Source organism: Arcticibacter svalbardensis MN12-7 (genome assembly GCF_000403135.1).
Classification (GTDB): domain Bacteria; phylum Bacteroidota; class Bacteroidia; order Sphingobacteriales; family Sphingobacteriaceae; genus Arcticibacter; species Arcticibacter svalbardensis.
The window spans coordinates 25,156-41,044 of the sequence record NZ_AQPN01000098.1 but is presented as its reverse complement, the minus strand read 5'-3'; the positions used below and the strand labels follow the sequence as shown (position 1 = coordinate 41,044).

Below are 15,889 nucleotides of genomic sequence, written 5' to 3'. Positions count from 1 at the left end.
GTTTATAATGAATCGAATTAAACAGGTAATAACTGCTATTCCTTCTCATTCGATTAATTTTACTGTACATTTAAACGGACAAATACTTGTTATCATGCCCCATCCTGATCAACTCATACGGAAAACACCGGTTTTTAAATTAAACCAACCTGACGACAGCTACAAATTCCAGCCACTACCTACACCTTCAGGGAAATATCCATACCGCTTAAATCTGGATACCATTGTAAAAGATCCCAGTGACCAGAAAATGGTTTTTCACATGGTGGGGGATACGGGTACGGTCCGCAGTCACGATTTCCAAAAAGTGGTGGCTGATAAAATGATTAGTCAGTTTAAGGATTTAAAGGATGACAACGACCAGCCCCAGTTCCTCTATCATTTGGGCGATATCGTGTATAATTTTGGCGAGTCGAACTTATATGCAAAGCAATTTTTTGAGCCTTATTCGAAATATCCCGCTCCTATAGTGGCTATTGCAGGAAATCATGATAGTGATGTAAACGTGGAAAACCCTCATCCTTATAAAAGTCTGGAACCTTTTAAACAGGTATTTTGTGATACCGAGCCTCGCCAAATTCCTTTTTCAGGGGACGATCCACGAAAAAGCATGATACAGCCCAACATTTACTGGACGCTGGAAAGTCCTCTGGCTACGATTATTGGCTTACACAGCAATGTCACCAAATACGGGATTATCACCGATGCCCAACAGGAATGGTTTATTGAGGAATTAAAATATGCGGCTCAGTTTACTGATAAGGCATTATTGGTTTGTTTGCACCATGCACCCTACTCTGCTGATACCAATCATGGATCAAGTCAGCCAATGATTGAGTTTCTTAAAAATGCTTTTCAGGAAGCTAATGTGATGCCAGACCTGGTCTTCAGTGGCCATGTACATAATTACCAACGGTTTATTAAAAAATACGAGAACGGAAAAGAGCTAACATTCGTAGTTGCAGGGGCTGGTGGGTATGATGAATTACATCCTATTGCACAGCCTGATAACCCGGCTTACTCAGATGAAAGTCCCCTATTTCAAAATATTGAACTGCAGAATTATTGCTTTGCGCATCATGGGTTTTTAAAAATCACGATTGTTAAAGAAAACACAGGTCTCCTTGTACAAGGCGATTATTATAGTATTCCGCATGAGGATCCTGATGATATCAGCTTGCCCGTGTCACATTTTGAATCTTTTGAGGTAAAAATCGAGCGCTAAAATCCGCTTACATCTAAATCCCATTTTAAAACCATCGTTTCCTCGGAATGGATCTCTATTTCATTCTGGGCAGACATGCGACCGTTTTGATCTGCATAGATAATAAGCGGGTCCTTTTGGAGATTAGGGGTTTTTAGTTTGATCCAGCGGATAGTGGTGGATTTATTGATAATTATAAAAAGGTAAGAATTTCCGGAACGCATGGTTTTCATGATTACATCCTGTTGGAGTTGATCAAATAATGCAGGCTGATGTTTTAATAAAGGAGCGAGTTCCTGGTACAAGAGATCAGTTAATGCGGTATAATCATTCGTGATTCTTGCGCCCATTCCGATTAAGCTGGGGATCCATAATACCTCTCCTTTGCCATAGGCATTCCAGGAAGCAATCACTTCATTTCCGGATCTGTTTGCGGAAACAATCACTTCATTTTCATGCCCTTTCAGGGAAGCGATGACTTCATTCTCGTATATATTTTGGGAATCTATAGCTTCATTTACAGTGGTTCCCAAAACTTTTGCAGTCGTTAAATGCAGTGATCCCTGCCAAAGATGGGCCTTGAGTTTTAAGTCCGGTCTACTCAACCGGAGATCAAACAAAGGTGCTACTACTTTAAACTCCTTGATTTCGCCTCCAAACAATTCTTTAAAAGGGAAACCTGCTCGTAATAGACAGTAGGCATTTTCGTCGTAATAGCCGGTCAGTCCTTCTACGATAAGTTTACCTCCAAGAGATACAAACCTGTGGATCTTTTCCCAATACTTAGAGGGGATACTGATTTGATGTGCTAAAATAATAACTTGTTTGGAGTAGTTATTCTGATCGAAATCAAACTCGCCCATTTCTTTAAAAGAGGCATGGATTCCCATATCGCTCAGCGCTTCGAAATAGCCGAGTGCCGATTTGATCACGCCACCGATTGACCTGCCTTCATGCAGGTCACCAGGAATTTGGAGCTTCTGCTCGATCCACATGGATTCGCGCGTATAAACGACATGGATTCCGGAATCAATGGGCATGGCGCTGGCAAATAGCGCATGGTTGGCTGTTATGGTGTTTGCTACTGCTGATGCGGCAAGTAAGCGGTCTGATGGCTGATCCTGGAAGTCTAACATCGCCCATTCCCCTGCTTCAAATCCGGATAAACGGGGGTTCAGACACCAGAAGATGGAGCCTTTACTTCCTGACCCGATGGTGGTCCAGAGCCATTGGGCTGTTTCGAAACGCGTTGGACACATAGGCGAAATGCCACTATAGGTATTATTACCTCCCTGCAGTTCGGTCATCATCCAGGGGATGACACCACCTGCACCAGAACGCAACATTTCACTGTTTGCGGACATGGCCAACGCATATTTCTGCCGTGTAAAATACCCATAATGCCAGCTGGCATGAGCGGAACCTCCTAAACTACTTAAGAAAGTACGCCATTCCGGGAAGTCATATTCGGCAGCATTTTTAAAGATCGCATGGTTATTGACATGGATGGGACGATCGGAATCGTAGCGTCTGATTTCATCTATTAACCATTTCAGGAACCAGGAATTATATTTGAGCAGGAACCGCTGCTCTTCAAAGTTAAAATGGGTATATCCTTTGCTGCTGTATTCAGCCGGAATTTGTTGTGCTTTCCATGCGACAAAGCGTTCCTGAGTAAAGATATCATCGGGAAGTTCGCCTGAACCGGGTTCATTAATCGGCACCCAGCCATATAGCGCAGGAAAGGTGCTGAAATGTGTGACCAGATGTTTGATATAGTCCGCAATCTGATGCAGGTTTTCTTCTGTTTTAGGGAACTTGAATCCCCCTACATCATCGAAAGTTGTGGCAGGAAACAAGTTGGCGTAGATGGCTATCCCATACTTCTCTGCTGCCAGGAAAGCCTTGTCAAACAGGCTGAAATCCCAGCTGCCATCTTCTAAATGCATATAGTTTTCAAACATCCGGATGCGCGTAACGCTTAGTCCAAGATCTTTCATCCGTCGGAACCAGGTATCTATTTCCTGATCGGTTTGTCCGGGTTCTATAAATATTTCTGCACCGATTTCTGGAGCGGTCAACAAACTATCCATGGATACAAATTAGGAATTTTAATCCATATGAAACACTTTTAAAAGTGAAATACTTCGGCACCTGCCAATCGAGTCATCTTTGCGTTTTTTAGCGATCAACGGAAAGCCTTAGGAGTACAGTTAGTTTGTTTTTTAAAAAACAGCGTAAAGTTTGCCGGATGTCCAAAACCCAGACAGTAGGCAATCTGAGCGACATTCCAATCCGTATTACGCAGCAATACAATTGCCTCATGAGAAATCCTGCAAGCAATAAGTTCCGAAGTCGTCTTCCCGCTCACTTCTTTTACCGCGTAGTTCAAATGATTCACATGCACCGAGAGTTGGGAGGCAAAATCATTTGCCGTTTTAAATTGCAACACATGAGCAATCGAATTTACAGGAAACTGGCTTTCCAGCAAAGCGATAAACCTGGAAGTCAGCCTGTTCGATGCATTACACGACACACTTTCAATAGCCCTTAAACCCATATCTTCCTATTTAACAATCATCCCATTAGGCATCTCTTCCGAAGGCTCCTGAATCAACCGGTCCCCGGTCTTAAGTTCCCCGAATACTTCAATTTTATCAGCAGACTCTCTTCCTTTTTTAACGGCAATCTTTTCCGATTTATTATCCATTACTTTAATTACAAACAGACCTTCACTAGTATCCAGGAGTGCATTTCTGGGTACAATAAAAGTAGAAGTCACCGCAGGGAGTGGGATATGTACTTCCGCAACCATACCCGGAAGCAGTTTTTTGCTATCATTAGGCACATCCATCTCCACCATCTCGGCACGCAAACGCAGATCCAGTGCCCCCGATTTTCGCTTAACCTGTGCGGTAAACTTTTCACTTGGTAAAGATTTAACAGTAAAACTTGCGGCATGACCCTGCTTCAGATAGCCGGTATATACTTCAGGAACCGCTACCGCCAGACGCAGGTTCTGTTGATCCTGCAAGGTAAATAATGGACTTTCAGATCCCTTTCCGGAAGGCCCCACATAAGCCCCTAAATTCACATTACGTGCAGAGATGACCCCATTAAAAGGCGCCCTGATCTCCAGATAAGACGCAATGGAACCCACTTCTTTATAAGCCGCCTGGGCAGCCTGATACTGCGCAAGATCTGAGTTCATCTTCGCCTGTGCCTGCTCCAGATCATTCGAGGAAATCGTACCAGGCGTTTTACTTGTTTCATATAAACGGTTGTAGCTAGCCTTACTGGCAGAATAAATGGCCTGCTGAGATTGAAGTCTGGATTTTGCTGCCGCTACCTGGGAACTCATCTCCGGCGCCTCAAGGGTCATCAGCAAAGCCCCCTTTTTCACCTCCGAACCGATATCCACCTGCATCGACTTCACAAAACTGCTGATTTTAGCGTACAAATCCACCTGCTGCTCTGCAATCAGTTCTCCCGGCAAATTCAACACCGTCGAGATCGTATCTTTCTTTAATATAAACGTCTCGATTTTTACAGAAGAAGAGTCAGCCTGTTTCTTTTCCGTGACCGCAGTACTCGTACAGCTCTCCAGCATGCCCAAAAACAGCAACAGCCCCGAGCCTAAAATTGCGTTTTGAAATACGTTTTTTTTCATGTTAATCCTTTGATGAACCTAATCTAATATTCTTTTTTCTCCGCAATAAAATGTGTACTTTCCTCATCTTTAGGATCCAGTGAAACAGATTTCACAGAAGTATTTCCCTGCACCCATGCAAACACCAGCGGAAGAATCAGCAACACAGCAAAAGTCGAAGCGATGAGCCCGCCGATCACAGCCCTTCCCAAAGGGGAAACCTGACCGCCACCCTCCCCGTGCCCGATAGCCATCGGAAGCATGCCCGCAACCATCGCCACACTGGTCATGATGATCGGCCTTAATCGCAATGCCGCAGCCAGACGAGCCGCATCCATTGCATTTCCATTTTGCTGTCGTAAGTTTTCCGCATTCGTAATCAGCAATACCGCATTCGCTATGGATACCCCTACCGACATAATGATGCCCATATAAGATTGTAAATTCAATGTCGACCCACAAAGCATCAGCAACAGCAAAGCACCCAATACCACTGCCGGCACCGTCGCCAAAATGACCAACGGAACCTTGAAGGACTGAAAGTTAGCCGACAATATCAGGAAAATCACCACAATGGCGACAAACAGTCCTGACTGTAAACTACTTAACGTTTCCGTCAGCACTTTACTCAAGCCGATCATTTGAATTTTCAACCCTCTGGGTAATTCACCCAATCCCTTAATCTCGTTATTCACATCCTGAACCGCGCTTCCCAGATCCTTGTTATTTAAATTGGCAGTAACCGATAAATAAGGCGTTGTACCCAGGTTATCATTTTCCCCATACGTGGTATCGGGCGTTATTGTCGCCACATCACTCAATACCGGACGGGCCACATTTCGTAATAAGGGAATCTCACCAATCTCAGCCATACTATTCATCTGATTCAAAGGCACCTGCACCTGCACATTATACGTCAGGCCAACTTTTTCATCCAGCCACACATTTTTATCCGTATACCGGGAAGAAGAAGTGGAAGCAATCAGTGACCTCGAAACATCATTCATATCTACCCCAAGCTGGGCTGCACGCGTCCGGTCAATATCAATATTCAGCGAAGGATAATGAATGGGTTGTGTCAGCTGCACATCACGCAGGTACGGAAGCGTCTTCAATTGTTTCACCATCTTATCAGCAAACTCCTCATTTTGCTTTTTGTTCTTCCCTGCAATACGCACCTCGACAGGGGTAGGCGAACCCTGACTTAAAACCTTATCGGTCAATTCAATCGGTTCAAAGGAAAGTTTCACATCAGGCAGAAGCACCTTCATCTTTGCCCGGAGATCATCTTTAAACTCATCCATATTTACCTCATAATCGGTTAAACTGATCTGAAAAACAGCTTCATGGGGACCACCCATAAATAAGTAAATAGGATTTACAGAATAGGTGGGAGGATGCTGACCAATATAAACGGATGTAGTACCGAGGTGCTCTGCCCCGACCATTTTCTTCAATTCACGGAGCAGAATATTCGCTTTTTCCTCCGTACGTTCCAAACGTGTACCATCAGGAGCTCGCATGCGCAGCTGAAACTGACTCGAATTCACCTTAGGCAACACATCCCTGCCAATCAGCGTAATGGCCAAAACCGACGCCCCAACAACCACTACCAGGTAGATCAGCACAATCGGCTTTCGATATACCATCATCCGGCCAATAAACCGCATATACCTGTTTTTAAACCGGTTGAACAAGGAAACCTTCGCATCCTTTTGTCCATGTTCATCTGGCGACACCCCTTCATGCTTATTGACCATAAACCAGTTCGCCATAATGGGTACAAAGGTTTGCGATAGTAAAAAAGACACCACCATAGAAAAACCAATGGCCAGGGCCAAAGGCAAAAACAATGCACCTGGAATTCCGGTCATCGTAAAAGCCGGAGCAAAAACTGCCAGAATACACAGGAGGATCAGAAACTTTGGGAAAGCAATCTCCTGACAGGCATCCCAAATCGCCAATGCCTTAGGTTTCCCCATATCAAAATGCTGATGGATATTTTCAATTGTCACTGTCGACTCATCCACCAGGATCCCAATGGCCAACGCCAGTCCGCTCAAGGACATGATATTAATAGTCTGCCCGAAAAGCTTCAGGAATAGCACCCCCGAAATAATACAGGTAGGGATAGTCAGAATCACGATTAATGCCGCCCGACGGTCACCTAAAAACAAAAGCACCATCAAACCCGTCAGCAATGCACCAACAACCCCTTCAGAGATCAGGCTTTTCACCGCATTGATCACATAAACAGACTGGTCAAATTCATACGACAGCTTGATATCCTCCGGAAGCGTACTCTGAATAGCAGGAAGGTTCGCTTTCAGATTCTTCACCACATCCCAGGTAGAAGCATCGCCCGACTTTGCAATACTCACATAAACAGAACGCTTTCCATTAATCAATGCATAGCCAGCCGTAATATCCGAACCATCACGCACCGTTGCCACATCCCGCAACAATAAATTCTGCACGCCCCCTTTAAATAAAGGAATGTTTTCAAAATCCTTGATCTTTTTAATGGTATAATTGGTGGGGGTGATATAATTTTTATCACCAATCCGCACGTTTCCCGAAGGAGCCGTCTGGTTATTCAACCTGATCGCTTCCACAATCTGATCTACGGTCATATTATGCGAACGCAGTAAACTCGGATCCACATTAATCTCAACGGTACGCGGACTGCCTCCAAAAGGAGCAGGGGCCAGTAAACCCGGCACAGCCGTAAATGAAGAACGCACGTAGGTATTGGCAATATCCTGCAGTTCATTATTCGAACGCGTAGCACTGCTCAGCACCAGTTGCCCAATCGGAAGAGAAGAAGCATCAAAGCGAATCACAAACGGAGGTTGAGAACCCGGAGGAAATATCGCCTGTGCCCGATTCGATAGCGCACTTAGTTCCGCAGCCGCCTGTGCCATATTAGTTCCCTCGTAATAGGTGAGCTTCATCAGCATCAGTCCCTGCGTATTTTTAGTCTCAATACTTTTAATCCCATTCGCAAACAATAAGATATTGACATACTGTTTACCAAAATAAGATTCCATCTGAGTAGGCGTATATCCCCCAAAAGGATGTGCGATATAGATCACGGGAAGATTCATCTTAGGCAGGATGTCTACCTTAATATCCTGAATGGCGCTAATCCCGAAAAAAAACAATCCGGCTACAAATACAAGGATTGAAATGGGCTTGCGCAGAGCGAAACGTATTAAATTCATCTAGATAACCGGATTAAAATTCATTGATAAACAGATCATAATCGCCCAGGGCGGCACATTTCAACAACAGGGCCTGCCACACATTGTTGTAGGCAATATCACGGTCCGTTTCCGCCCGGTTTAAAGCATAGATTGCCTGAGTGAGATCCACTAACGTGGTCAATCCATTTTTATACAAGGTGCTTTTCTGCAAATACGCATCCGAGGCTGCCTTTACCTGCACCGGCGCCTCCCTGTAATTCGCCATTGCATTCTTAATCCTCTCCTCCGCCAGGGCCAGCTGCGATTCAAGTTGCTGATCTACCATGTCGTACTCATTTTTCAAACCCTCAGTGATGTAATGCTGCGATTTAACCTGCGGATGATTCCTAAGTAAGGTTGTCAGGTTCCAGGTGAGTCCTGCCCCGATCAGGTAGTTGCCCCTTACCGGGTTAATTCCATCCAAATACCTGCCGGAATATAAGCTTTGATCCAGGGGATAGTCGTACTCAAAACCCGATCCCCTGCCCTGCATCACACCAAATAAAGAAAATGAAGGATAATATAAGCGACGGTACTGATTCGTCTGTTCCTTGCTCACCTCTACACTGTTCTGGTAATATAGCAATGCAGGATGTTGAGTTGGTACCACAGAATCAGTCGGAAAAAGATGAGGGATCCGTGTAACCGACAACGTATCCAAAACAAAAGAAGTAGCCGTCACCCCCATGAGCACACCCAACTCATTAGCCTGCGTTTGCTCAAAGTTCTTCGCATTCATCAAGGCAATTCTGGCACTCGAAACCTCCGCATTTGCCAATGAAGTATCTACCCCGGCGATTAAACCATTTTTAGCACGCACCAGGGCGGTATTCAGAAAGGTACCCGATCGTTCCAGATTCTTTTCCTGCGATCGGCTCAGACGCTGTGCCGCCAGCAAGTTCAGGTATGCGGAAGAAACACGAACCTCATGCTGGAACATCTCCTGTTCCAGGTCACGCCGATCCCGCTCATAGGTGGCCTTAGCTACCTTCACCCTTCCCCGGGTACGCCCGAAAGTAAATACATCCCAATTGATGTTCGCCAGATACAGCGCCCCAAAAGCAGCATGCCAGTTTTGTTTGGATAAAGCAGGACCTGAGGGTGAGGCACTTAGACCACCTAATCCATAAAGCGGACCATTCTGGCCATTTATCGTACCATAGTCCTGCTGGGCACTTAAAGTAAAATTAGGTAAATAATCCCTCCTGGCCTGAAGGATCGTTTCTTTGGAAGCCAGTGCATAATTACTTTTCGCTTTCAACGTGCCATAATTTCGCAAAGCCAGCTCAACCGCATCCTTTAGACTTAAGGTCTGGGCCTGCGTAGAAAAGGCGGCAAGTGAGAACAAACAAATAAAAAAACCAGAGGTAGATCTGCAGGGCATAGGGAAAATTTTACCTGACAAATTTATATCCTTGTTGCAACAAATAAGTATTTCCTTGAGATCAATTATTATGCAAATCAAAGAATTTTAAAATTGTTACATTAAAACAACGAATAAATTAACAATCAGCTAAATCATAACCCATTGCATTGCCCATGTGCGAAACCGGATACAACCCACCATGTAATCCATACAAAAACACCCTGAATAAAATAGCAGGGTGTTTCTGAATAGATCACATGGAATTCATCTTGTTAACACTTATGAACCCTATAAAACAACTACAATCAATAAAAAAAGTTTTAACGCGCAAGAATATAGAATTTAGCCGAACAACTAAGGATAAAGAAAGTTTTTTAGAATTTATCATACTCAGCCATGAGCAGACGAATGACCTTATCTTTATTATTCTGGATCACCACATCATTATAAATTCGCTCTCCATATTCTTCAAAGATGTCATTCGTGGTTTTCTTCATTTCTACCGCCCGACTGATCACTTCAGTCAACGCATCAAAATGTTCCAGATCAGAAGTATAGGTATACGAGAGAATATTTTCCTGGTTCTGCATATCCAGAATAGTACCTATCCGTGGACAAATCACCGTTTTCTTATAAGAAAAAGCCAGAATTACCGAGCCGGAGTTTAAACTGCTGCGCATATCATAAGGCATCACCAGCAAATCACATTGCGCAATATAAAAAGGGAGTTTTTCATCAGGAATAAATTTCAAATCAAGATGAACATTAACATTATTCTTCGCGTAATTAACAAGCAAGTCCTGATAGTCAACATTTTGAGGTTGCCCCGCAATGGTCAGAAAAACATCATGGTCAAACTGACTGATCACATCGATCAACAGTTCAATATTTTTGTATGGCTTAACCGCACCCAAAAAAAGCAGTTTTAATACTTTGCTCCCTGTTGAATGATCGAAGGAAAGTTCAATGTCGCCATACACACCAATATAATCAGGATGAGGGATATACCTGATCTTAGCAAATGCACTTTTACTAATCTTGCGCAAAATCACTTCCGATACCCGGCTATGGATAATAATCGTATTAGACAATTTAACCAGCGCATAGAGCAAAGTCTTTTTAAAAAACATCATGGATTTATCATGCGGCATTTTATTATGCATGGTCCAGATCACCTTTTTCCCAAATACCCGAAGGGCAATCAACTTCATCATGCGCTTGAAAAATACCGAAAACACAGCAAAGCGCGTGGGCTCATTCAAATTCTCATACCAATTCAAATGAACAACCTTAACCTTTTTAAAAGCTGCAAATCCAGAAAATACATAACTCAGGGAATAAATCTTTACCCCTTTACCTTTGAGAAGCGAGGTGATAATTTCGGAATATTTATTTTGTCGTGTGCTTTCAGGATAAAATGAAATTTTCATTCAATAGTTATTTTAATGCAACATCTAAAAATTCATGTGCCACATGTCTCCAGTCAGCAATCTGATTATTTACATAATCCCAATCCGTATCAAACTTCATCAGATCATCCATTTTTGTTTGATCAAACCCGAACATCATGTGCTGCTCCAGGTTAAATTTAGTGATCAGACTGGTGATCCGTTCATTCATGCCTTCCATGGCGCCCGTATTAGGAAGAATAATAAATTTCTTATTAAAAATAATGCAAAACACCATTCCATGAAAGGAGTTGGTCATAATGAAATCCGATTCGGCAATCAAACCCAGCCATTCCGGAATAGAAGGATAACAATTACCTGAAGTATCCCCATTTGCACTGGCATGTTGCACCTCCACACCCGGCATGGCCCGGATATAGGACAAATAAGCCTCCTTATCGTTGATGGAGCTGTTACCCAGCGTATAAATAAACACCTTTTTACTTTCTGGTTTAAAATTACCCTTAGGCACAGGAAGTAAATTCAACCAGTCCTGTTTGGCAAATAACAGCGTCGGGTCGGGTACCCATACCGGATTTTCATAGCCTGCATCCGTACAAATAGAGAGGCTACTTTTTTCCCTGACACTCACCGCATTGAAGTGAGCCAGTTGGCGTTCGAACAATTGAGCCGTTTCGGGAGAAAGCTCCTTTTGCCCAATACTCGCCGCATAAGCAATTCTTTTAGTTGACGATGCTCCAAAAGGCAGAAAAAAGGGCTCTGCAGGCACTTTAAAAGTATTGTTCCACACCTGGTCGCTACCGCAGATGTAGGCATCCGCCTGTGGAGGATTATCTTTCAGTTCGGCTAAAGAAGTATAAGAACGCGGACTAAATTTCAAATATTGTTTCTTGAAAGGTGTGAAACCACGGTCTGGCTCAGTACTTACCGCATTAGTTACAGCTAAGTTCATGTTAAAATGGTCATTCAAGTATAAGATCACTTTAAACTTCAATCGACTTAAGGCAGATTTTTTCTTTGAAGAAGGGATACGGTAAAAGCGGACAAAAAAGACATCATGTCCTTTTTGTTTGAGATAGGTCTTTAGAGCAAATGCTTGTAATAGCTGTCCGTAATTGTTCTGGCTTTCCCAGAAAGTCATGATTCCAATTTTCATTTATCGCATTTTAACATCGTTTTCCATTTACTACAAGTCAACATTATATGAATTGTTTGACTGATTAGAAACGGATTCAAACAGATCAGGTACTTAAACAAATATAGCCGATCAAAATTGCACTGGATGCACAATTTAAACACAAAAAGAGCCATTACACACTTTAAATGCACACATTGGGAAATAATCAAATTATTTAATGCTCTCATAAAATTTATGCCCACAGAAGTGGCATTCAAACCTTTTTAAAGAAAACCAGTAGAAAAAAGTGTCCACATATTTGGGATTAGGAATACTGCAGCCCGTGAAGCACTGGCATTTAGGACACATAAACAAAGGACTCGAATCCGTATCTGCTTCTTTCACCAATCGTCCCTTTGCGTCAATAATATGCACCCCGGATTTATGCTGATCAGTTGTAGAAGGTGTTCCTTTATGTATACGTTCTATCATAATGAGTAAAATTAAGACAGAACAAAACTAAGCACAAGTAACTACTATTTCATGAGAAGACAGAGGTTGAACACGTATCGTGATAATATGTAATATACTGTATTATATTGTATAGTAATCTATTACTGGCCATTCATTCAGCTAAGGGTTTGCAATCTTCCCACCCTTAACATTCGATTTTTTCAAATCACTCATTTCCTTTTCATGAGTAGCCGTATGGTTCAGGTATGTGATGAGTTTCCTACCCAAATTAACAGCCTGCAATTCAATGAAAGTATAACTTAACCAACCAAGCGGAATCGTTATTAAAAAAGACAAAAACAACACCAACAAAAAGTAGCCTTTATTATGACCTGTCAGCACAGGAAAATAGTTGCCAATCACAACCGTCACCTGTTTAATCACCAGGAAATGGATTAGATAACACGAATAACTGATCTTACCCAAAAAGACAGTAAAGCCGTTCACAAAAAGCGTCCAGGGCACCACGGATAACAACAAAGCCAGGCACATAAAAACTAAGGAGTATAGATGAATACGTTCCGGAATTTTAATATAATAGAGCTGTAAGGCAAACAAGGCCAAAACAATCAAAGTGACACCAATCAAATTAACAACCCTACCCGATACCCAACCAGCATACCTTTTATCCTCGTAGATCTTATAAAGCAGGATCCCAAAAGTAAAACAAGCCAGTTGATTAGGAATCCAGCGGTAAAAGAAATCCTTCAGCTGGACGCGATCAATCCCGGACCAATGTACCAAAGCATAGTTTTGCAACATGATGTTCAATACAGGCAACAGCACCATGGCTATTAACAGAAACCCAATTAACTTTTTAGAGGTATTCAGATAAACATAAAGCAGCGGAACCAGCATATAAAACAATACCTCACAACTAATCGACCATCCACCAGGAACAACAGAACTTGAAGTCAGCGGATGCAATACATTAATCAGCAAAATATGAAAAGGATAATGCCAGAGCTCCGGACCATCCAGCCAGCCCCTTGATCCCAGACCATACACAGCCGTATACAGCACAATTCCTAACCAGTACACCGGCACAATCCGAAATAACCGTCTAATAAAAAAATCTCTGAATTGAGTGGCACTCCCGTTACTCTTAGATAAAGAGTAAAAAATGGTAAAAGCGCTGATCACGAAGAACAGCTGCACCCCCATACTTCCCAAACTAGCGGCCTGTTTCAATAAGCCATTCACATTTGTAATAGAAGCCGAATGTACTATAATTACACCAGCGATCGCTATACCCCGCAAGGCATCAATGTAAACGAATCTTTCTTTGTTCATCTCAGGTAGATTTGAAAAGTCTAATCTACTGAAATCTAACACCTTTCAAAACAAAATATCAAATAAAACAGCAGGTTTATTTGATACTGATGTAAAACTTTTTACCGCAAAAATTACATTTAAATCTTCTTAAAGAAAACCAGTAAAAAAAGGTATCAATAACCTTAGGATTAGGAATCGTACAACCCGTGTATCCCCCACACTGAGGGCACAAAAACAACGGACTTTCATCCGTGTCCGCTTTTCTAATTAATCTACCGGAAGCGTCAATAACGTGCACATCGCTAAAATACTAAAAAAACCACAAGCAAAGGCCTTATAGCGAACTAATTAAGCTTTAATCACGTATTATGATGAAAAATTTGTTGCTACAATGGGTGCATTTAAACCGATGCAAGGATAGCCAAAAGAAATACCGATCAATTATTTTTGGATTAGGAATTCTATAACCCGTGTATAAATTACATTTAGGACATACATGCTGCGGATTATCAGGAGCCTCATCAATATTTTTTCTTTTTGAAGTAAATTCAAGAACCCTATCCTTTTTCATTGAGCTGTATTTGTTAAATTATACATTATACGATATCTAACAGCAGAATGTTTTGACGATAAATCTGAGAAAAGTAAAGGTATATTCATTCTATCTATTTTAATATCCGAAGATACCACTATATCATGGCATCCGTACCTTTAATCCCCAACCATACTATGAAAATTTGAGAAAATTTAACAATTGATGAACAATAGCAAAAAGAGCCCGCCCCTTTTCCGGGACGAGCTCTTTATCAAATCACAAATAAAACGCTGTTCTTATAAAACAGACAGTGCCCCTGCATACGAAGTCAAGGAGTTTTTATCCTCTTTTGAAGTCATGTACACATACCCGTGGATGGTACAGCTAACCCAGTTTGATGGAATTTCGAGCTGAGCAGTATTCAAACTCCGAAGTGCACCCACTTGCACAACCACTTCATTATACTCCTCACTGTACAACACGATAGTTGCCTCATCAGTCAGCGCTTGCGCATTACCGCTGATCGCATCCCAGGTAACAGTCAAAGCACCTTCACCATCAGCAACAACCTTACAGCCGGTTGCTTTGTTCACACCCGATCCCTTACTGAAAATCATTTTGCTAAAATCCAATTCCGGTTCGGTATCAGTACCGGCAAAGGCATCTTTATTAGCTGTAAATGCCAGGTTAAACGCAGTCGCCCGACGAGTATCCTCGTTCTTGAATCCCTGGTCGATCACAGCCTTGACCAATGTTAAAAACTGGATCAGCAATCGGAACTTGTCACGAACGAGCAGCTGTTTAGCCGTAGCTGGCTTAGAGGACTTTTTAGGCAGTCCACGCATGTAATCGATGTCGCGCCAGTTACTACCGACTACGCTTCCTACTTTCCCTGAAAATGCGCCCAATACGCCTTTGTTAAATTCTCCCATTATATTTATGTATTAAATTGTTTCTATCAAGTGACCAGCAATACTGCTGCGCCGTCCTGATGAAACAAACGTACACACAAGGCAGAACTTGAACGATTGTTGAGGCAAAGCTTCTTAAATCTTCTCGTTTATGTAGTAATTGCGTCAATAAAAAGCATTTTACCATCTGTTCTTTATCAGCATTAAAGGATCTCCTTTATAGATTCCATTGTCTTGCAGGTCGGCAGTCACAATAGATCCGGCAGTCACCACAGTATCTACCCCTACCGTCACACCAGCAGCAACAAAACAACAAGCGCCAATCCAGCAACCATCTTTTAAAACAATAGGACCATTCCGATAAGGCATAGCAGGATTCCTAAAATCATGATTACCACCACAAAGAAAGACACGCTGGGAGATACATACATTATTTCCGATAGTTAACTTTTCAAAATTCAATAAGGCAGCTTCTTCACCAATCCACACATGATCCCCAATCTCCAGTTTCCAGGGAAAATGAATATTCACCCGAGGTTTAAGCACGAGGCCAATTCCGATCTTAGCTCCGAAAAGCTCAAGAAGCACCTTTTTAAAGCCATTCGGATAAGGCAAAGCAGAAAGAAAAAACAAATTTTAACCAGGTACCAAGCTATTTCTTTAAG

General features: G+C 42.4%; 12 protein-coding genes. 1 reads left to right on the top strand and 11 read right to left on the bottom strand.

The features are described 5' to 3' along the window. Window positions 1-7: 7 nt before the first annotated feature. On the top strand, window positions 8-1,225 hold the full coding sequence (locus tag ADIARSV_RS12695; protein ID WP_016195952.1) for a metallophosphoesterase family protein: 1,218 nt from the start codon (window positions 8-10) through the stop codon (window positions 1,223-1,225). On the opposite strand, the gene ADIARSV_RS12690 is transcribed toward ADIARSV_RS12695, so the two are convergent. From ADIARSV_RS12690 to ADIARSV_RS12645, 11 genes are all read right to left on the bottom strand, one after another. Beyond that, complete coding sequence (locus ADIARSV_RS12690) at window positions 1,222-3,297, bottom strand: beta-galactosidase trimerization domain-containing protein (protein WP_016195951.1); 2,076 nt, start codon at window positions 3,295-3,297, stop codon at window positions 1,222-1,224. The two genes, ADIARSV_RS12695 and ADIARSV_RS12690, sit on opposite strands and share 4 nt — an antisense overlap. A gap of 95 nt (window positions 3,298-3,392) precedes the next feature. After that, window positions 3,393-3,764: a helix-turn-helix domain-containing protein gene (locus ADIARSV_RS12685; protein WP_016195950.1), complete on the bottom strand. Its 372-nt coding sequence runs from the start codon at window positions 3,762-3,764 to the stop codon at window positions 3,393-3,395. Between the two features lie 6 nt (window positions 3,765-3,770). After that, window positions 3,771-4,874: an efflux RND transporter periplasmic adaptor subunit gene (locus ADIARSV_RS12680; RefSeq protein WP_040300003.1), complete on the bottom strand. Its 1,104-nt coding sequence runs from the start codon at window positions 4,872-4,874 to the stop codon at window positions 3,771-3,773. Between the two features lie 23 nt (window positions 4,875-4,897). Then, window positions 4,898-8,077 (bottom strand): efflux RND transporter permease subunit, encoded by a 3,180-nt coding sequence (locus tag ADIARSV_RS12675; protein WP_016195948.1) that lies wholly within the window; start codon window positions 8,075-8,077, stop codon window positions 4,898-4,900. 13 nt (window positions 8,078-8,090) lie between these two features. Then, window positions 8,091-9,482: a TolC family protein gene (locus tag ADIARSV_RS12670; protein WP_016195947.1), complete on the bottom strand. Its 1,392-nt coding sequence runs from the start codon at window positions 9,480-9,482 to the stop codon at window positions 8,091-8,093. A gap of 356 nt (window positions 9,483-9,838) precedes the next feature. After that, on the bottom strand, window positions 9,839-10,894 hold the full coding sequence (locus tag ADIARSV_RS12665) for a glycosyltransferase (RefSeq protein ID WP_016195946.1): 1,056 nt from the start codon (window positions 10,892-10,894) through the stop codon (window positions 9,839-9,841). Between the two features lie 7 nt (window positions 10,895-10,901). Next, on the bottom strand, window positions 10,902-12,029 hold the full coding sequence (locus ADIARSV_RS12660; RefSeq protein ID WP_016195945.1) for a polysaccharide pyruvyl transferase family protein: 1,128 nt from the start codon (window positions 12,027-12,029) through the stop codon (window positions 10,902-10,904). 192 nt (window positions 12,030-12,221) lie between these two features. Beyond that, window positions 12,222-12,482 (bottom strand): hypothetical protein, encoded by a 261-nt coding sequence (locus tag ADIARSV_RS21905; RefSeq protein ID WP_160166666.1) that lies wholly within the window; start codon window positions 12,480-12,482, stop codon window positions 12,222-12,224. A 141-nt stretch (window positions 12,483-12,623) separates the two neighbouring features. After that, a complete protein-coding gene (locus ADIARSV_RS12655) occupies window positions 12,624-13,796 on the bottom strand; it encodes an acyltransferase family protein (protein ID WP_040300001.1) in 1,173 nt (390 codons plus the stop codon). 813 nt (window positions 13,797-14,609) lie between these two features. Next, on the bottom strand, window positions 14,610-15,245 hold the full coding sequence (locus ADIARSV_RS12650; protein ID WP_016195941.1) for a DUF6266 family protein: 636 nt from the start codon (window positions 15,243-15,245) through the stop codon (window positions 14,610-14,612). A gap of 159 nt (window positions 15,246-15,404) precedes the next feature. Continuing rightward, window positions 15,405-15,857 (bottom strand): LbetaH domain-containing protein, encoded by a 453-nt coding sequence (locus tag ADIARSV_RS12645; protein ID WP_016195940.1) that lies wholly within the window; start codon window positions 15,855-15,857, stop codon window positions 15,405-15,407. Window positions 15,858-15,889 lie beyond the last annotated feature (32 nt).